A 17,339-nucleotide genomic window follows, 5' to 3' on the forward strand; every position below is an offset into this window, starting at 1 on the left:
ATCGATCCGCACACGCTGCACATGCAGCAGCTGCAGCAGGCGTTGCGCGGCTGTGGTGTGGACGCGCGCACAAGCACGCCGCCGCCGTCTCCCTGCCTGCGCTTCCAGTTGGCATCGGGGGGCGGGGCGATGGTCTGCCGTGTCGATGCAAACGCCTGGGCGGCCGTGCATCTGCCGGGCCTGGTCGGGCTGGACTGGACCGCGATGGATCCGCTGGTCCTGGCGGGCCTGACCGACGTGCAGCACCCGCTGCAGTTCGCGCATGACGCGCTTCGCTATGACCACGCCCATGGGCTGCCGGCGTCTACCGCAGCGCCCGAAGCCCTTGGCCTGACGACCGTGCCTGCGGCGGAAGGCGCGGTGTGGATCGAATCGTGGACTGCACCGCTTCCGCGGGCGACGCAGGCGCCGCGCTTGCCCGCCGCGCTGGCGTTACCCATCCGCCTGCAATTGGGCGCGACTGCGCTGACGCAGCGGCAGCTGCGGCGCCTGCGTGGCGGCGACATGGTGCTGATCGCCGCGCCGATGGCGCGCGCGTGGCGTGGCCCCCGCCCGTTGTTCGATTTCCACCTTCAACCGGATTCCCTGATCGTGACGACTGTCCATTCCCCTGCCCCTGCCGGACTCGATGCGCCCCGGCTCCCCCTGCCGGAAGACGAACCCATGCTGGAGGCCGCCGACCTGCAGGATCTGCCATTGGAACTGCACGTCCTGTTGTGCCGCATCGACCTGTCGCTGGGCGACCTGGCCGGCCTGCAGGAAGGCAGCGTGGTGCCCTTGCCTGAAAAGGCGATCGAGCGTGTCCAGCTTCTGCACAATGGCCGCCCCGTGGTGACCGGTGAACTGGTGCAGGTAGGCGACCGCCTTGCCGTGAAGCTTGCACGGGCCCCGAGGCTGACATGAGCGTCGTGCACATCAACAACGATGTGTCGCTGATCGCGATGTTGGCGGCGGCCTCGCTGCTGCCCTTCCTGATCGCGGTGGGTACCTGCTACATCAAGTTCAGCGTGGTGTTCACCCTGATCCGCAACGCACTGGGCCTGCAGCAGGTGCCGTCCAACATGGTCATCAATGCACTGTCGCTGATCCTTGCCTTCTATGTCATGCACCCGATCGTCAATTCGATGTACACGACCTATCAGGAGCTCGGCCAGCCGCTGACCACGGTGCAGGAAACCGCGGATTTCCTGGACGGCAGCCTGGGCGAATACCGTGCCTACCTCGCCCGGCATGCCGATCCCGAACTGCTGCGTTTCTTCGAGCGGGCGCAGGTCACCGACGGAGCGGACGTTCCGCCGGCCGATCTCGCCGCCGAAGATCGCTCGCTGTTCGCGCTGTTGCCCGCCTATGCGTTGAGCGAGCTGAAAGACGCGTTCCTGATGGGGTTCTACCTCTACCTGCCGTTTGTCGTGGTCGATCTGGTGGTGTCCAGCGTCCTGCTGGCGCTGGGCATGATGATGATGAGCCCGGTCACCATCTCCGCGCCGATCAAACTGATCCTGTTCGTGGTGCTGGACGGGTGGAGCCTGCTGTCGCAGGGGCTGGTGCTGCAGTACCTGGATGTGCCCGCATGAACCGGGATCGCCCATCGGTGCCCCGCGGGCAGGGCGCACGGCCATGAACGAACTGATGGCGATCGGCAACAAGACCCTGATGCTGGTGTTGATGCTGTCGGCGGGCCCGGTGATCGTGGCGACCGTGGTGGGCCTGCTGATCGGCCTGTTCCAGACCGTGACCCAGCTGCAGGAACAGACCCTCCCGTTCGGGGCGAAGATGCTGGCCGTGGTGGTGACCGTGCTGGTGATGCTGGGGTGGATGGCGCGCACGCTGATCGACTTCGGCAGCCTGGTGTTCGGCCGCGCGCTGGGGGTGTAATGCAGATCGGCCTGAGCCCGCTGGATGGTGCGTTGCTGCAGGCGCTCGGCGAGTACGCCGTGCCTGCGACGCTGGGCCTGGCCCGGCTGATGGCGTGCTTTGCCTGGCTGCCGTACCTGTCCAGCGGCGCGGTTCCCTCGCGCATGGTCAGGACGGTGCTGGCGCTGGCGGTGCTGATCGGTCTATGGCCGGTCACCGAGTCCCTGCAGCGCCCGGTGGACATGCCGTCGCTGGCGCTGGCCGCACTGCGTGAGGCCATGGCCGGTACCGTGCTGGGGCTGCTGCTCGCGCTGCCTTACCACGTCTTCCACGCCATCGGTTCGGTGATCGACACCCAGCGCGGTGCCGGCGTCGGCGCGATGCTCGACCCACTCACCGGGGTGGAGGCCACCGAGATGGCCAACCTGCTGCAGATGATGAGCGCGGTGGTGTTCCTGGTGGCGGGCGGTCTGGTGCCGTTGCTGGAGGCCATCCAGGGCAGCTATGTGCTGGTGCCGATGGGGGGCAGCTTCCTGCCGGAGCTGTCCAGCATCCATTCGTTCGTGGATATCGTGCTGTCGGCCGCGATGCGCATGGCCGCGCCCGTGCTGCTGCTGTTGCTGCTGGTGGAAATCCTGCTGGGCGTGATCTCCCGTTTCGCGCAGCAGCTCAACGCATTTTCGGTCTCGCTGGCGGTCAAGTCGATGCTGGCCTTCGCCGCGATGGTGGTCTATTTCATGGCGGTCATGACCGATCAGGTACCCGCCCTGTGGCGGCAGTATCCGGCGTTGCGCGGCCTGCTTCCCGGGATACCGGGATGAGTTCGGGCGCCAGCGAGAAAACCGAGAAGCCGACCGCGCAGCGGCTGGAAAAAGAGGGCAGGAAGGGCAAGTCGTTCAACAGCCGTGACCTGGTGGCCGCTGGCGTGTTGTGGCTGGGACTGCCGGCGATCGCGCTGCTCGGTTCACTGGCGCCATTGGCGCAGCTGTACGTGGATATCGTGCGCGGCGGGTTCGCCATGACGCCCACCGCTGCGGCATTGGCCGCGTTGAAGGGGGTGCTGCTGGCGTTGGCACCGGTGCTGCTGGCGGCCGGGGTGGGCGTGGTGCTCTGTTCGCTGGCGATGAGCAGGGGACGCATCGCGACCGAGGCGATCCGCTTTGACCTGAACAAGCTCAATCCCATCAACGGCTTCAAGAACCTGTTCTCCGCCCGCGTGCTGAAGGACCTGCTGCGCACGGTGCTGTACATGGTGTGCTGCGGCCTGTTTGGCTGGCTGGCGCTGGGCATCTGGGGCAGTGATCTGTTCAGCCAGGTCCAGGCCAGCAACGCGCAGCTGGCCGGTGTCTGGCGGCACGTGGCGCTGATGTTCGGCCTGGGCCTGCTGCTGGCGATGGCGCCGGTCTACCTGCTCGCCGGCTGGCTGGACCACTTCCTGTTCATCCGGGAGATGAAGATGGAAAAGCACGAGGTCAAGCGCGAGCGCAAGGACAACGAAATCAAACCGGAGATCAAGCAGCGCCGGCAGGAGGTCAGCGAAGAGTTGTCGGCGCAGGTCCAGGCCGACACCCGCGGCTCCACCGTGGTGCTGGCCAATCCCACCCATATCGCCATCGGCATTTTCCTGATGGACGATGACACGCCTCTGCCGTTCGTGGCGGTGCGTGAGCGGGGCGCGCGCGCCCGCAAGGTGATCGCGCTGGCCGAAGCCAACGGGGTCCCGGTGGTACGCGATATCAAGCTGGCGCGCGACATCTACTTCAGCACCCGCCGCTATCAGTTCGTGCACGACCGCAGCATCGATCCGGTGATGCAGATCGTCCGCTGGCTGCGCGACGTGGAGCGCGCCGGAAAGCCGGACGGGGACTCTGACGCCGCGCCGCCCGATCCGTCCGATTGAACCACCCCCTGTCCCATCACTGGAGCACTGCATGACCATTGACATCGATCCGACCCGCTCCCCGGAGTCCCCTGCCGAGGACCAGGACATCACCCGGCTGATCCTGGAAGGGCTGCGCGAGGGCGCCACGGTTGCTGATCTGAAGGGCGTGAGCCGCGACACCCTGGAAGGGGTGTATGCCATCGCCCACCGCTACTACGAAAACGGACAACTGGACGAGGCCGAAGCGTTCTTCCGCTTCCTGTGCCTGTATGACTTCTACAACGCCGACTATGCGCTGGGCATGGGCGCGGTGCTGCACCTCAAGCGCGAGTACGAGAAGGCCATCGGCATGTACGCGGTGGCGCAGGCGCTGAACCTGAGCGATGACCGTCCGATGTTCCATGTCGGCCAGTGCCACCTCGCCCTGGGGCGGGCCCGCAAGGCCCGGGAATGCTTTGAAGCGGTGGCCGCCCGTGCCGTGGGCAACGACCTGGGGACGCGCTCGGCGGCCTATCTGAAGGTGTTGAAGGAGGCCCCGGACACCGCTGACAGCACCGATACCGACGCCACCGAGGATGCATGAGCGGCGGCTGACAGACAGGCGTCACAGCGCCTCGGAGCGTGCCCGTACACGGGCGGAAACTGAAAGCCGTGGCGCTTTCGCATCGGGATACTCACCGCACTGAGTCCGTTGCCCGCCGCTACCGTGCAGTCCTGCACGGCGTCGGCCCAACCCGGCCTGGCCGGCCGTCATCGCAGAAGGATCACCCATGCCCCTATCCCTGTCACCCGTACCCGCAGCACACCTTCCGTTGGTGCTGCGTCGCAGCGGCCACGAGTCCGCCATCCAGGCCGCGCAGGGGTTCAGCGCCAGCCTGCCGGCCGCCCAGCTGGAACGGATCAACGCCGAGATATTCGCCACCTTCGCCGCCAGCACGCCGCGCGACGCGGGTGCTTCCCAACCCAACAATGACGCGGTGGCCCTGCGCAGCCCCGACCTGGCCCGTCTGTACCGCGCCGCCGGCGACGAGGGCCGGCGCATGCCTCCTGAGAGCCTGCTGACCCTGTGGCTGGGCAAGCTGCAGGCGGTCCTTGGCGACCAGCGACTTGATCGGGTCGAGCAGCGGCTGCAGGCCTACCGGAGCCAGTTGCAGGCGCGTGCGCAGCGCGCCGAACACCTGTCGGCCGAGATGCAGGCCGCGCTCGACGCTGCGATGGCGGCACAGGAGGCAGCGGATACGGCAGCGGGTGAAGCGGGCGCCGCAGAAGGCGCACTGCAAGCGGCGCGCGAGCACGTCCAGCGGCTGCAGAGCGAGCTGGACGCACTGGATCCGTCCGACCCGGCCGCTGCAGCAAAGCGGGCTGAACTTGCGGCTGCGCGTGAGGTGCTGCAGCAGGCGCAGGCGCGTTTTGACGCGGCATCCAGGGCGCTCTACGAGGCCGTTGAAGTGCTCGATGCAACGCTGGGCGAACTGGACGCGCTGGAGACAACGCTGCGTGCGTTCAATCACAACCAGCCGATGGTGGCCGGCGACAGCGAGCGGAAACTGAACGCGAGCGACACGCTGGCCATGCTGATGGCGGTCATCAGCCAGCTGATGGGCAAGCACGCCGACAACACCATGAAGAACATGAGTGAGTTCACCATCCAGACCATCAAGGCGCGACAGGCCAAAGAGCAGGAACGCATCCGACAGCATGAAGAAGAACTGCAGCGGGCTCGCGATGCCGAGAAGAAGACCGGCTGTGCCGGCAAGATATTTGGCTGGATTGGCGCCGCTGTCGGCGTGATCGCCAGCATCGGCGCCATCGTGGTGGGTGCGTTGCACGGCAACGTGGCGCTGATCGCGGGCGGCGTGATGGGCATGATGCTCACCATTGACAGCATCGTGGGCATGACCACGGGGTTCTCCGTCGTCGGCAAGGTGGTGGAACAGCTGGGCAAGGTGATAGCCAGTGCATTGATCGCATTCGGCGTTGCCGAGGCACTGGCCCGGCAGATCGGGTCGATCCTCGCCACCGTGGTGGTGATGGTGGCGATCATTGCGGCGATGGTGTTCACCGGCAACCTGGCCGCCGCAAGCAGGACGGCAGCGCTCGCCGCCAAGGGCGCCGTGGAGACCACCGCGATGACGGTGGCGCGGATCGTCGAACAGGCGTCAAAGGTGATGCAGTTCGTGGCACAGGCGGCGGGCGCCATCGGCCAGACCGTGCACAACGTCGGCCAGGTGCATGTCGCCGGCATCATGATCGACGTAAAAAAGCTCCTGAAAAAGATCCAGGAGAGTCAGTTCGACAATCAGCTGCTGCAGGACATGATGCGGATGATCGCCGAGGCAGGCAGCGAGACCCATCGTCTCGCGCTTGAACTGGTGGCGCAGATGAGCGAGGTCCAACAGGACCGCGCGGACTCCGTCGCCCACGTCATCGGCCATATGCGCCATCGCGCCTGAGCGCGCCCTTTCCTTCACTGTCTACAGGACTATCTTCCATGTCACAGATTTCCACTGTTCTGCAGCCCGTGCTGCAGCGATTCGTCCCCGCGCAGAACACCACTCCTGCACCGGCATCGCAGGACGAGGCGCAGGCCAGGCGCGCTGCCGACAGCATCGTCCAGAAGAGCGAACGGTCGCGGCAGGATCCTGCACGCCGCGCCGGCCCCGAACTTGCCGCGCCGGCGGTGTCGGTGGCCGGGTTTGCCGGATTGGGTGCGCTGCTGCCGATGATCGCCGGCCAGCATCCGGCGATGGTGCCCGGCGCGACCGCCGAAGCGTTTGCCGTGCTGCACAGGAGTGCAGCGGTCGCGGTTGCCGGCAACGCCACTACCCCGTCCGCGCTGCTGGTCGCACAGGCGAGGACGCTTGTCACCCTGGCCGCCGGCGATGGACAACTGGTGCTGCCAACGTCTGCCGAGCTGCGCGCACTGGCCGGTACCGCCGACGGCGTGCCGCCGGGCAGCGAAGCGCTGCACGCCCTGCTGAGCGATGCACCAGCCGCACGCGAGGTGCTGGACGAACTGGCCCAGCGTCCCGACGAGGAACTGAAACTGGGGGGCGCCAATGCGCGCACCGATTACGTACTGCTGCTGGTGGCGTTGTTGATGAAGATGAGCGCCAGTCAGCGCGAACAGGCGGTGGCGATGGTCGAACTGGCCGTGCAGTCGCTGGCTGCGATGACCGACAGCATGGTGTCATCGGCAAAATCGACGCAGTCCGCGAAGATCGTGACCGCTGTGGTGGGTGGCATGGTGGCCGCCGGTGGTGTCGCCCTGGGGGCGGCGGCAGCCTACAAGGGAGTGAAGAACCTTCGCGACAACAAGATACCGGCCGAAATGGCTGCAGGCGATGGCAACCATTCCAACAATCAGACCGTAGTAGGCATGAACAGCGCGCCAGCGGGCCACAGCGCGCGTCCACCGCAGGTGGAGACGATGCGGCAGCGTCCGCAGACCCATCAGGAGGCGTCCGCGGTGCGCGAAACGGAAGTCGCCGCCAACAACACCAAGTACGGCGTGCTCGCCAACGCGGGCCAGGCCGTAACCCAGACTGGCGTCAGCGTCGGCACCGTGGCGGGCTCCCCGCTGGAGGTGGAAGCAACCGCGCATACCGTTGATTCCGAGCGTGACCGTATCAACAAGGACATTGAAGTCGAGCTTGGCAGCAAGATCAACCAGGACGCCAACAAGAGCAGCGAAAGCCAGCAGGCCTTGTTCAACACCCTGGTCACCTTGGAACAGGACCGTCAGGACGCAGTGAAGCACGTTGTCGGCAACATGCGCCGCTGACCGCATCCCCCCCACCTTTCCGGGCCCGGGGCGCACCGCGTCCCGTACGCCCGCATGCCACGGAGCATTCCATGTCCATTGAACCCAGCCTTCCGCTCACCCGCAGTACGATGCCGCTACCGATCCGTCCCGAGCGTGGGGCGATGGCCGCGACAGTCGCCGAACAGCCTGTTCCCACGCGACGGATTCCCACCTCACCGCTACTGGCGCACATCGCCCACTTCGCCGATGGCAGCCCCTTGCCGGCAGCCGATGTCGAGGCCATGTTTCAGCTGGCGATCCACCAGGAGCCCCTGTTCCTGGACAAGAAGCAGGCGCTGATCAGCGATGCGCTGCGCCATTCGCCCTGGCCGGCCCTGGCCGACGCCGAACCGGACGATGAGCAGGCACAGCAGGTGATGCACCAGGCACGCCGGGACCTGCAGGCGTTGATTCCGCAGCAACAGGCGCGGGCCGCCGAACAGCGCACAGGTGGCTCGCACAGCGATTTCTTCAAGGAGATCGCCGATATGATCGCCCGGCTGGAGACAGGTTGGATCAAGAAATACAGCGGGCTGCTGGCGGGGTATGTGGCTTTCTACAAGGAACTGACCAATATCCTGGCGGCCATCAAAGACCAGCTGGGAAAGCCGGATAAAGACGGCATGGTCGCCGTCGATTTCACGGCGCTGCGCGCGCAGCTCGACGACTTGAGGACCAAGTGGGGGAGCCAGGGATTCGGTGAAGTGTTCGGCACCGAAGCAGCAGCCAGGCAGTATCTCGCGGAGCTGGGTATCGAGGGACTGACCGTGGTTGAGCGGAAGCCTGACGGCGGCTGGCAGGTCAGTATCGATCCGGACCTGATCAATTCGCTGCAGCATGTGTTTCCTGCCGATGTCGGTCCGATCAGCGCAAGCGCGCTGAATGAGTTGATGGCCCAGAAGGAAGTGATGATGGAGCGCTTCAACTTCATCAATCGAGCGATCCCGGAAAAATACCAGCGGCAGCTGCAGATGTGGGACTCGTTGGTGAAGATCCTCAGCAGCAGCATCGACACGATCACCGAGGCGGACCGCGCCTCCATCCAGGCACTGGCAGGCTGACAGGAGATTCGATATGCCAAATTTCAGTCCCGTTTCGAATTCGGTGCCGCCGGCCCGTGTTGCTCCTCACACGCGCCGCAACTCTGCGGAGGGGTTCGACAACGTCAGCATTGGAAATGGCGCGCTGCCCGTGGCGTCTGCCGCAGCACGCTCGCCGCAGTCCCAAGGGGGCGTGGCAGGCTTCGCGCTGCGGCGCAGCCCCTCGGTCGACACGCTGGACAGTCTCCAATTCGGGCCGACGCATGACGATACGGGCCTAGGCGGCGGCCTGGGCCTGGACGACGGTGCGGGCGGCGATGGCGTGCAGCGTGCGGACTATCCGAACCAGATCGCCCGAAGTCATCCGCTTGATCCGGGAAACCAGTCGCCCACCTACCAGTGTCAACATGGCCAGGATCTCGCGCACGAACTTCCAACGTTGTTACAGGCGTGGGACCAGCAGGCTGCCGCGATCAGTGGGCTCGGCGCGCCTCGCGGGCCAACGCCGCCCGACGCGCTGTTCAGCAGGCAGCAGACAGAGGCCTCGACCAACTCGCGTGAACACTGTGCGCGGACCGTGCTTGCCCGGCTGGGTGTCGGGGAGGCCGTGGTGGAAACCCTGCTGAGGCGCCACGCCCGCACCGAAGGCGCCACGGCCATCCTCGATGCCTGCCGCCTGCTGAGCATGCCGGAACTGTTGGCAGACCCGAAGGCGCACGCAAAACTGGAAAAGCAGCTGAAGGTCTACCTGCGTGCGGCACGCGGCGACTACACCGGCGTATATAGGGCATTTTCTTATGATTCGCACAAGGAGTTGGACAAGCTGAAGAAAGGGATCGACAACACGGTCTACGACACCATTGGGTATTCCGTCGTCAAGGACCGCCTGTTGGCCGACCTGGCCCCCGCGCTGGTGCACGCCCTGGCACGGAAGAATCCCGGGATGTCGTCCGAAGCGCTGCGGGGCCAGTTGCCGAACCTCATCAACACCCAGGCGTTTTCGGCACTGCGCCAGCGGATGAACAACAGCTCGCCGAGTGGCCTGTTGCAGGACGCGCCGCTGCTGCCCCAGTTCGTGGAGAGCGCCGAAGAAGCGAAGCCTCCGCCGGCGGCCAAGGCAGCCGACCCGGTCAACGATTTCGTCAAACATCTGGTCAGCGTGCTGGGCGCGATCAAACCGCCCACGATCCACATCGAGAACAACGCCCGACAGGTCGTCAACCAGGATGGGTGGAACTTCCAGGGCAACCGGGATCCGCGCCCGGAGCGGGCCGTGGACACAATGCCACTGCCGATCAAGACACTGTCCGAGGTGGACGATACGGATGCGGAATCGATTGACGAGGGTATTGACATGAGCGCCGATGACGACGCCGAGGTCGAGGTCGAGGTCGACAATGTCTCGTTGAATGAGGAAGACGTCGAGACCCGGGAAGTGCCGCCCGACCAGGAACGTGACGATCCGCCACTTCGCACCCCCGGGCGTTTCGGTGCCCCTGTCCATCCGCTGCACGGCAGCTTGATGAGCGACCTCATCAATAACGCACGTTACCAGCGCGTCGCCGAGGGTGGTGCTCACCCGAACCTGGGGCATCTCCTCGCGGTTCACCCGGACCGCACTGAAGAAGAGGAGGACGCAACAACACACACGCACCGGGAACGTACGGCCACGTCGGCAGGACGCGTATCGGACGACTACCTGAGACGGCCCATTCCGCCGGGGCTGCACGTACGTGACATGCCTGAGCTGCAGCGCGATGAGCGGGTCTGATACACCCGCCAACGACCTGCGGCCGTTGATCGCGCGGGTCACCGGCTCGATCGCCGCGGCGGATATCCGCGGCGGCGACAGGCTGGTGGAGGACCTGGGCATGGACTCGCTGGAAATCGCCGATCTGCTGGTGGCGATCGAAGAGCAGTTCGAGGTGGTCATCAGCGCCGATACGCTGGCTGGTGCCCGCACGGTGGCGGAACTGGAAGCGACCCTGAGCCGGCTGCAATGCGTCACCGGCTGAACCGCAAACGGGCGCTGGCAGCGGGCATCGTGCTCGCTGCCAGCACCGCGTCCGTGCAGGCGGCAGCCTTCTACGCGGGGGTATCCGCCGATGGCCGCCTGCTGGTGGCTGAGGAACCCGCGCGCGGGCTGCTCGCCTTTCAGCCTTCCACCCTGCGCGAGGCGCGGGGGCGTCCGCAGCCGCACAGCGCGGACGCATCACGCTGGCATCCGCTGCTGCGTCAGATCGCCGACGAGGTTGGGATCGAATCAGCGCTGTTGCAGGCTGTAGTCCAACAGGAATCCGGCTTCAACCCGCTGGCCGTCTCGCCTGCCGGCGCGGCGGGCCTGATGCAGCTGATGCCGGCCACCGCCCGGCGTTTTGGCGTGCGTGACCGCTTCGATCCCGCGCAGAACCTGCGCGGCGGGGCACGTTACCTGGCGTGGTTGCTGCAGCACTTCGACCAGGATCTCGACCTGGCCCTGGCCGGTTACAACGCTGGCGAGGGCAGCGTGCGCCGGCATGGCAACCGGGTTCCGCCCTTCGCGGAAACGCAGGCCTATGTGCGCGCCGTCCGGCAGCACTACGCGCGCTGAATCGACGCCTCACCAGGATCATCATTTACAACTCGGCGTATAGCCCTGTCGCACCTGCGCCTGCAGCATAGCCAGCGCCAACGACGGCACGCCACCCTCTTTGATCATCCCATGTTGCATGTACTGAGAATCCTTGCGGGCAGCCTGAGCGGCGTCGAATATTCCGTCGCCGCCGGGGTAACCGTGTTTCATGTGGGACCGCAGGAAGACCTGGCCAATGGCCGTGCCGCACAGCTGCTCGCGGCTGATGATCGTGCCTATTACATCCCGGCGGACGGTCCGGCGGCCGCGTTTGCGCTGCAGGCGGCCGATGTAGAGGGCACGCTGCAGTTGGGTGAGCGCTCCGACGAACACGGGGCATGGACGTGGCGGACACTGCCGCTGCAGCAACCTGTCCAGGCGGCCGGCATCCACTTCGCCGTGCGCGAACAGCACGCGGAATGGTCGGCGCAGGTGCTTGCGTTCGTGCCACCGGTGCTGCCGATGGAGGTGCCGGTCGCCGCAGCGTCAGGTGATGGAATGCGCAGGCGACGCGGGCGTCCGGCATTGCTGCTGGGGATCGCCGTGCTGCTGGCCGCAGCGGCTGGCGGCAACTGGTTTTACTGGCAACACCAGCCGGAAGCCCGTGTGCGCGGCCTGGCCAGCGTGCTGTCCCATGCACCAGCGGAGTATGCGATTGCCGCCGGTAACGACGGCCACCTGTATGCCTTCAGTGACAGCGCTTCGGCGCGCAGCTGGGGCGAGCGCGCCAGTCGCCGCGCGCAGCGGCGCAACGACATCCATCTACTGCGCCGCGAAGAAGCCCTGCGCCTGGAGCAGGCACTGATCGCCGCCGGCATGGACCTGGTGGTGGTGCGACTGGATGACCCGGCACGGCCGGAGGTGGTGCTGAGTGGTCGCTTGACCGACGCACGCATCCGACAGGTCGGTGCCGTGCTGTCGCCCCTCGCGCCGTATCTCAAGCAGGCGCGGGTGTCGGCCGTCAGCGACCAGCAGCTGATCGCGCTGGCGCGGCAGCAGATGCGCGTACTGGGCATCAGCACCCGCACCGAACCGCGCGGCGAGCGCGTCAGCATCGTCAACGACGTGTTCCTCGACGATGCGGGCCTGAATGCCATGGCCGGTGCCGCGCATGCCTTCCACCAGCATTGGGGAGCACGCCGCATCCGCGTGGCGCCCCAGCTGTGGGACGACCTGCTGCAGGGCCGTTCCTACCGCTATTCCCCGGGCCAGCTGCTGTCGGTCGGCGGCGGTCGCTGGGACTACGCCCGCGCTGCCGTATCCCAAGCGGCGCCTTGATTATCCTGTACCTCTGATTGGAGAACCCCATGAGCACTATCACTGCCCCTCCCCCCACCACGCTGGGATGGGAAGACCCCGGCGACGGTGGCGACGCGGACAACTGGAAGGGATGGATGTCCAATCATTCCGGCATGTTCGATCTGGGCGTCAACGACCTGAAAGCCAGGATGTCGGACCTGTTGAGAGAACTGGGCGAAGACGGCAATGCCAGCAAACCGGACATGCTGGCCAAGTACCAGGCCGCGCTGTCCGAATACAACATGTACCGGATGCTGCAGTCGAATTCGACCAAGAGCCTGTCCGACCAGAGCAAGTCGGTCATCCGCAACCTGGCTTGAGCCCCGCGGCCCGCGCGCTGCGTGGGCCGTCCTTCGCGACAAGGAGTTTTCCATGATCAGTATTGCCCCGGTATCGGCGGCGGTTTCTCCGCTTGCTGCAGCGGAAGGCGTGCCCGTTCCGCTTTCCAGCCGCTTCAACCAGGCCCTTGCCGAAAGCTATGTTTGGGCAGGCCGGGAACGCGACGCCATCCTGGTCGCCGCCAATGACCCGGCGATCGCCAGCGACCCGGCCCGGATCCATGCGCTGCAACTGCAGCTGGATGCGTACACCAAGCAGATCGCCTTGAGTTCATCGCTGGTCAGCCACGCGACCAAGGGCATTGAAACGCTGGTGAAGAGCTGAGCCATGACCGCTTTCCCGACGCGTCGCGTAGCGCCACCGCTGCTGTGCCTGCTACTGTGCCTGCTGCTGGTCGGCTGCGCGCGCTCCGAACTGCTGCAGGCACTGGACGAGCGCCAGGCCAATGAAGTGGTGGCGGCGCTGCTCCACCACAACATCCCCGCCGAAAAGCGCCTGCAGGGGAAGGCCGGCTTCGTGGTGCGGGTGGGTGCGGATGACCTGGCCGAGGCGATCGACCTCGTCCAGCTGAAGGGCCTGCCTTCCGCGCCGCGCACCCAGATCGCCGCGTTGTTTCCTGCCGATGCGATGGTCAGCACGCCGCTGGCCGAGCGCGCACGGCTGCTGTCGGCCATTGAACAACGCCTGGAGGAATCGCTGACCACGCTGGTGGGGGTGAAGAGGGCGCGCGTGCACGTGAGCTACGACGCCGGCCCGGTCGAGGGCAGCCTGCAACAGCGCCGGCCGCCGGCGATGCATGTCGCTGCGGTGCTGGCGCATTCGGCGGACATGGACCAGGCGGTGCTGCTGGCCACGGCCAAGCGCTTCCTGCGCAATGCCTTCGTCGATGTGGCCTACGACAACGTATCGGTGGTGCTGACGCCGGCGGCCGAACCGCGCAGCCTGGCAGTGACGCCGGCCGAACCGCAACGTCCGACATGGGCGTGGTTGCTGGTGCCGTTGATCGCGCTGCTGCTGGTGGCTGCCGCAGGCGGATGGCTGTGGAAGCGTGGCGACCCGCGTGCCCGTGGCGTGGTCGATCGCCTCCGACGCCGTGGCCAGGAGGCGTCCGGTGCCCCCCATGCATGAGCGCCTGCGCATCCTGCATGATCCGGTCGCCTACTACCGGCCGTGGCAGGCCGCACCTGCGGCGTTGTCGGCATCACAGCGCAGTGCGTTGAACCGCTGGCTGTGCCACGCCCATCGCCTGCCGTCCGCGCCCGCCGACGACGGTACGCCGGCCCCGCTGGTAGAGCGCTTGGTACGCGGCTGGGGGCGTATCCCGACGGCGGCCTGGCTGCTGGCCTGCGCCGGTCATCGGCGACACGTGCTGGGCGCACGCTGGCTGGCAACCCAGCCGCCTGCCCTGCACGCCTTCCTGCGGCTCGGGTTTCCCGAGGCCTGTGTCCGTTGGTCGCAGCCGCCGCCGCCGGCGATGCTGCTGGCCTGGGGCGGGCAGCAGCTGCAGGGGGGGCTGCGCGGCCAGCTCCCGGACTGGCTGCACGCGCGGATCGCCCTGTGGTTCAAAGGCCTGCCGGCGCTGCCGGAAGAAGTCCTCGCCGGCGTCCACCCGTTCGACATGACCTGCTTTCTGAGTGCCTGGAACCATGCTGAAGACCTATCCTGAAAACCTGCTGGAACGCGCTGTCGACCATGTCATCCAGGCCGCCAGCGTCCAGCAGGGCATCGATCTTGCCCGCGTCCAGGCGTTTTCCCGTCGGCGGGTCACGCGCGAGCAGGAACAGGCCCGGCTGGAAGCGCGCGAACTGCGTGCAGCCGCTGCCTTCGAAGGCTACCGGGACGGTGTGCTGCACGCACTGGGCGCCCTGCAGCACGTGATCGAGGGACTGCAGCAGGCACAGCTGACGCTCGCTGCGGCCGTCCGTAACCAGGTCCACGCCACCCTGCAGGCGATGAACGCTGCACCCGATGTCGTCATTGAGCCGATCTGCGCTGCGTTCACCCATCGGTTGGCGCAGGCCGAGGCCGCCACTCCGGCCGTATTGCATGTTCCGCGGCAGCACGAAGCGCTGTTGCAGGCACTGTGCGACGACCCGCGCCTGCGTGCGCTGGATGTCCGCCCGGCCGACCGTCAGCTGCCGCTGCTGGAGCTGGGGGCGCTGGCCTGGGAGCTGGACCTGCAGGGCAGCCTTCTGGAAGACGTGGAGCTTGCCCTGGGCCAGGCGCTGCCCGGCGTGCAGGACCGCCTGAACACCCTCGCCAGCCGCTACAGCGCCGATGTGCTGCTGGCGCTGGACGCCGCCAACCAGACACGCCGTTTCACTCACTTCAAGGAATCGCCATGAACCCCATCACTGCTGCAGTCTCCCCCGCTTCGACGCCATGGCAGGACGCGGGGCGCCCGCGGTCGCTGGCCGACCGCGTACTGGCCCAGGGCGGGGACGCCGCCGTCAGCGGCGACGCTGACGACACCGGAGCGGGGGACGGTGAGCTGACGCCGCTGCCGCAACCGGTTCCGGACATGGAGACCGCGATCAGCGAGTGGGCACGACAGATGTTCACCGAAACCATGATGACCGAAGACGAGGAAGCAACCGGGATCCCCGTGCTGAGCATCGAGATCTGATCTGACCAGACCAGGAGGCATCGGGCGATATCGAGCTTCCTTCATTCCCGATGTCATCGCCCCCCGCTATGCTGTAGCAATGCAGCTACCGAAAATCGCCCTTCCGCTGATCTGCCTTGCCCTGCTGGCCAGCCCGCTGGCCCATGCGCGCGGCACGATTGAAAAGGTGGACATCCACGGCCTGGATAAAGGTGACGACGCCGAGATCATCGAGAACATCGAGGTCTCGCTGTCACTTTATGACACGATCGGAAAAGTGCAGGGCGAATCGCGGCTGGAGTATCTGCTGTCGCAGGCCGAGCGCCAGACCCGCGAGGCGCTGGAGCCTTTCGGCTTCTACAACCCGACCATCACCGTCGATGCGCCCCGTAACGGCGATACCCTGCGCGTGGTCATCAATGTCGTGAAAGGCGAGCCGGTGCGCGTCCGCAAGGAGCACATCGAGATCACCGGCCCGGCGATGTACGACCGCTACCTGCAGGACGACCTTGACGCGTTCACCCCGCGCAAAGGCCAGCCTTTCGAGCACACGCGTTATGAAGCCAGCAAGATCACGGTCACCCGGCGGCTGGCCGAGCGCGGCTATTTCGATGCCGATTACACCCAGCACCAGGTGCAGGTCACGCGCGCGGAAAACGCGGCAGACATCGACCTGGCGTGGGACAGCGGCCGCCGCTACAACATGGGCCCGATCACCTTCAAGCAGAACTATTTCGTCGACAAGCTGTTCGACCCGCTGGTGTACTGGGAAGAGGGCAGCTATTTCCACGAGGGCAAGCTGGACCGGCTGCGCGAATCGCTGACCAAGCTGGACTACTTCAGCACCATCGACATCCAGCCGAAGCCGGAAGACGCCGACGAAAACGGCAATGTGCCGGTGGACGTCAACCTGACGCGGGCCAAGCGCAGCATCTACACCACCGGCCTCAGCTACGGCAGCGAAAGCGGCGCCGGTGTGCGCGGCGGGCTGGAGCGGCGCTGGCTCAACAGCCGCGGCCACAAGATGAACACGCAGCTGGACTATGCCGAGAAACGGAAAAGCCTGACGACCAGCTACCGCATCCCCGCATTCCGCTGGCTCGACGGCTGGTATACGTTTGCTGCCAGTGCCTACGATGAGCAGACCGATTACATCGATCTGCGCAACCTGAAGCTGATCGCCAGCCGCAGTGGCCAGATCAACGAATTCTGGACCGCCACCGCGTCGATGAACGCGCTGCGTGAGCGCTGGGGCTACGCGTCCGGTACCGAATTCACCGATGCGGTCTATCAGTATTCCACCCTGGTCTATCCCCAGATCGCGGCCGACTACGTCAACGTGGATGACCGCCTGTTCCCGCGCAGTGGCATCAGCGGCAGTGCAACGATGCGCGGCGGCGTGGAAGGGGCCGGGTCGGATACCAGCTTCGTGCAGGCCAACATGGTGCTGCGCTGGTACGTGCCGCTGGGCGAAACCAACCGCCTGATCCTGCGCGGTGAAGGCGGCACCACCTGGACCAGCGACCTGGTGGCGATGCCGCCCAGCCTGCGCTACTTCGCCGGTGGTGACCGCAGCATCCGCGGCTATGCCTGGCGTGAAGTGGGCCCGCGCACGCCCGAACCGGACAAGTTCGCCCTGGGTGCCAAGCACCTGGTGGTCGGCTCGGCGGAATACGAACACTATTTCAACGACGGACCGTGGGGTGCGGCGGTGTTCGTCGACACCGGCAGCGCCTTTGACAACACCATCGATCTGCATACCGGTGTCGGTTTCGGCGTGCGTTGGAAGTCACCTGTCGGCCCGGTGCGGGTGGACATCGCCCATGGCCTGAACGATCCGGATTCACAGTTCCAGATCTACCTGAACATCGGAGCCGACCTGTGAGCACGCCGACCCCGACCCC

Annotated in this window: 20 protein-coding genes and 1 pseudogene; 20 read left to right on the forward strand and 1 reads right to left on the reverse strand. The window is 66.2% G+C overall.

The window, feature by feature from the left end; genetic code table 11:
- Nucleotides 1–21 precede the first annotated feature (21 nt).
- From QE373_RS00270 to QE373_RS00295, 6 genes are read left to right on the forward strand one after another with little or no spacing between them, the layout of a single operon-like run.
- Entirely contained in the window at nucleotides 22–903 is an 882-nt protein-coding gene (locus tag QE373_RS00270; protein ID WP_309682179.1) for a FliM/FliN family flagellar motor switch protein, read from the forward strand.
- Nucleotides 900–1,574, forward strand: a complete 675-nt coding sequence (locus tag QE373_RS00275) for an EscR/YscR/HrcR family type III secretion system export apparatus protein (RefSeq protein WP_309682182.1) — start codon at nucleotides 900–902, stop codon at nucleotides 1,572–1,574. Before QE373_RS00270 ends, QE373_RS00275 begins: the two co-directional genes overlap by 4 nt.
- 43 nt (nucleotides 1,575–1,617) lie before the next feature.
- A complete protein-coding gene (gene sctS / locus QE373_RS00280) occupies nucleotides 1,618–1,875 on the forward strand; it encodes a type III secretion system export apparatus subunit SctS (RefSeq protein ID WP_309682186.1) in 258 nt (85 codons plus the stop codon).
- On the forward strand, nucleotides 1,875–2,675 hold the full coding sequence (gene sctT, locus QE373_RS00285; protein WP_309682190.1) for a type III secretion system export apparatus subunit SctT: 801 nt from the start codon (nucleotides 1,875–1,877) through the stop codon (nucleotides 2,673–2,675). Before sctS ends, sctT begins: the two co-directional genes overlap by 1 nt.
- Nucleotides 2,672–3,754: an EscU/YscU/HrcU family type III secretion system export apparatus switch protein gene (locus QE373_RS00290; RefSeq protein WP_309682192.1), complete on the forward strand. Its 1,083-nt coding sequence runs from the start codon at nucleotides 2,672–2,674 to the stop codon at nucleotides 3,752–3,754. Before sctT ends, QE373_RS00290 begins: the two co-directional genes overlap by 4 nt.
- Nucleotides 3,755–3,785: 31 nt before the next feature.
- A complete protein-coding gene (locus tag QE373_RS00295; protein ID WP_309682196.1) occupies nucleotides 3,786–4,319 on the forward strand; it encodes a SycD/LcrH family type III secretion system chaperone in 534 nt (177 codons plus the stop codon).
- Nucleotides 4,320–4,521: 202 nt separating this feature from the next.
- Here QE373_RS00295 and QE373_RS00300 read toward each other — a convergent pair whose 3' ends face one another.
- Nucleotides 4,522–4,914 (reverse strand): hypothetical protein, encoded by a 393-nt coding sequence (locus QE373_RS00300; protein WP_309689920.1) that lies wholly within the window; start codon nucleotides 4,912–4,914, stop codon nucleotides 4,522–4,524.
- Between QE373_RS00300 and sctE the strand changes: the two genes are divergently transcribed.
- The 14 genes and pseudogenes from sctE to QE373_RS00370 all read left to right on the forward strand — a co-directional run bounded on the left by sctE (nucleotide 4,816) and on the right by QE373_RS00370 (nucleotide 17,320).
- Nucleotides 4,816–6,189: a type III secretion system translocon subunit SctE gene (gene sctE / locus QE373_RS00305; RefSeq protein ID WP_309689468.1), complete on the forward strand. Its 1,374-nt coding sequence runs from the start codon at nucleotides 4,816–4,818 to the stop codon at nucleotides 6,187–6,189. The two genes, QE373_RS00300 and sctE, sit on opposite strands and share 99 nt — an antisense overlap.
- A gap of 38 nt (nucleotides 6,190–6,227) precedes the next feature.
- Nucleotides 6,228–7,520, forward strand: a complete 1,293-nt coding sequence (gene sctB / locus QE373_RS00310; protein ID WP_309682198.1) for a type III secretion system translocon subunit SctB — start codon at nucleotides 6,228–6,230, stop codon at nucleotides 7,518–7,520.
- A 71-nt stretch (nucleotides 7,521–7,591) separates the two neighbouring features.
- Complete coding sequence (locus tag QE373_RS00315; RefSeq protein ID WP_309682202.1) at nucleotides 7,592–8,602, forward strand: IpaD/SipD/SspD family type III secretion system needle tip protein; 1,011 nt, start codon at nucleotides 7,592–7,594, stop codon at nucleotides 8,600–8,602.
- A 13-nt stretch (nucleotides 8,603–8,615) separates the two neighbouring features.
- The gene (locus QE373_RS00320) at nucleotides 8,616–10,352 is read left to right on the forward strand and encodes a hypothetical protein (RefSeq protein WP_309682205.1); all 1,737 of its coding nucleotides are present in this window, start codon (nucleotides 8,616–8,618) and stop codon (nucleotides 10,350–10,352) included.
- Nucleotides 10,339–10,596 carry an acyl carrier protein gene (locus tag QE373_RS00325; protein WP_309682208.1) on the forward strand — a complete coding sequence of 86 codons (258 nt, stop codon included), beginning with the start codon at nucleotides 10,339–10,341 and terminating at the stop codon, nucleotides 10,594–10,596. The genes QE373_RS00320 and QE373_RS00325 overlap by 14 nt, the downstream gene beginning before the upstream one ends.
- 227 nt (nucleotides 10,597–10,823) lie before the next feature.
- A pseudogene (locus QE373_RS00330) lies at nucleotides 10,824–11,171 on the forward strand (lytic transglycosylase domain-containing protein); the annotation flags it as partial.
- Nucleotides 11,172–11,282: 111 nt separating this feature from the next.
- Nucleotides 11,283–12,470 (forward strand): PrgH/EprH family type III secretion apparatus protein, encoded by a 1,188-nt coding sequence (locus QE373_RS00335; RefSeq protein ID WP_309682211.1) that lies wholly within the window; start codon nucleotides 11,283–11,285, stop codon nucleotides 12,468–12,470.
- A 29-nt stretch (nucleotides 12,471–12,499) separates the two neighbouring features.
- Nucleotides 12,500–12,811, forward strand: coding sequence for an EscF/YscF/HrpA family type III secretion system needle major subunit (locus QE373_RS00340; RefSeq protein WP_309682214.1), 312 nt, complete (start codon nucleotides 12,500–12,502; stop codon nucleotides 12,809–12,811).
- Between the two features lie 52 nt (nucleotides 12,812–12,863).
- Nucleotides 12,864–13,154 (forward strand): type III secretion system inner rod subunit SctI, encoded by a 291-nt coding sequence (gene sctI, locus QE373_RS00345; protein WP_309682217.1) that lies wholly within the window; start codon nucleotides 12,864–12,866, stop codon nucleotides 13,152–13,154.
- A gap of 3 nt (nucleotides 13,155–13,157) precedes the next feature.
- Nucleotides 13,158–13,958, forward strand: coding sequence for a type III secretion inner membrane ring lipoprotein SctJ (gene sctJ / locus QE373_RS00350; RefSeq protein ID WP_309682219.1), 801 nt, complete (start codon nucleotides 13,158–13,160; stop codon nucleotides 13,956–13,958).
- Complete coding sequence (locus QE373_RS00355) at nucleotides 13,951–14,496, forward strand: hypothetical protein (protein WP_309689470.1); 546 nt, start codon at nucleotides 13,951–13,953, stop codon at nucleotides 14,494–14,496. The genes sctJ and QE373_RS00355 overlap by 8 nt, the downstream gene beginning before the upstream one ends.
- Nucleotides 14,477–15,175: a hypothetical protein gene (locus QE373_RS00360; RefSeq protein WP_309682221.1), complete on the forward strand. Its 699-nt coding sequence runs from the start codon at nucleotides 14,477–14,479 to the stop codon at nucleotides 15,173–15,175. The genes QE373_RS00355 and QE373_RS00360 overlap by 20 nt, the downstream gene beginning before the upstream one ends.
- Complete coding sequence (locus tag QE373_RS00365) at nucleotides 15,172–15,456, forward strand: hypothetical protein (protein WP_309682228.1); 285 nt, start codon at nucleotides 15,172–15,174, stop codon at nucleotides 15,454–15,456. Before QE373_RS00360 ends, QE373_RS00365 begins: the two co-directional genes overlap by 4 nt.
- A gap of 79 nt (nucleotides 15,457–15,535) precedes the next feature.
- Complete coding sequence (locus QE373_RS00370) at nucleotides 15,536–17,320, forward strand: autotransporter assembly complex family protein (RefSeq protein ID WP_309682231.1); 1,785 nt, start codon at nucleotides 15,536–15,538, stop codon at nucleotides 17,318–17,320.
- Nucleotides 17,321–17,339: the final 19 nt, after the last annotated feature.

Origin of the sequence: Stenotrophomonas sp. SORGH_AS_0321 (assembly GCF_031453215.1) — a bacterium.
Lineage (GTDB): Bacteria > Pseudomonadota > Gammaproteobacteria > Xanthomonadales > Xanthomonadaceae > Stenotrophomonas > Stenotrophomonas chelatiphaga.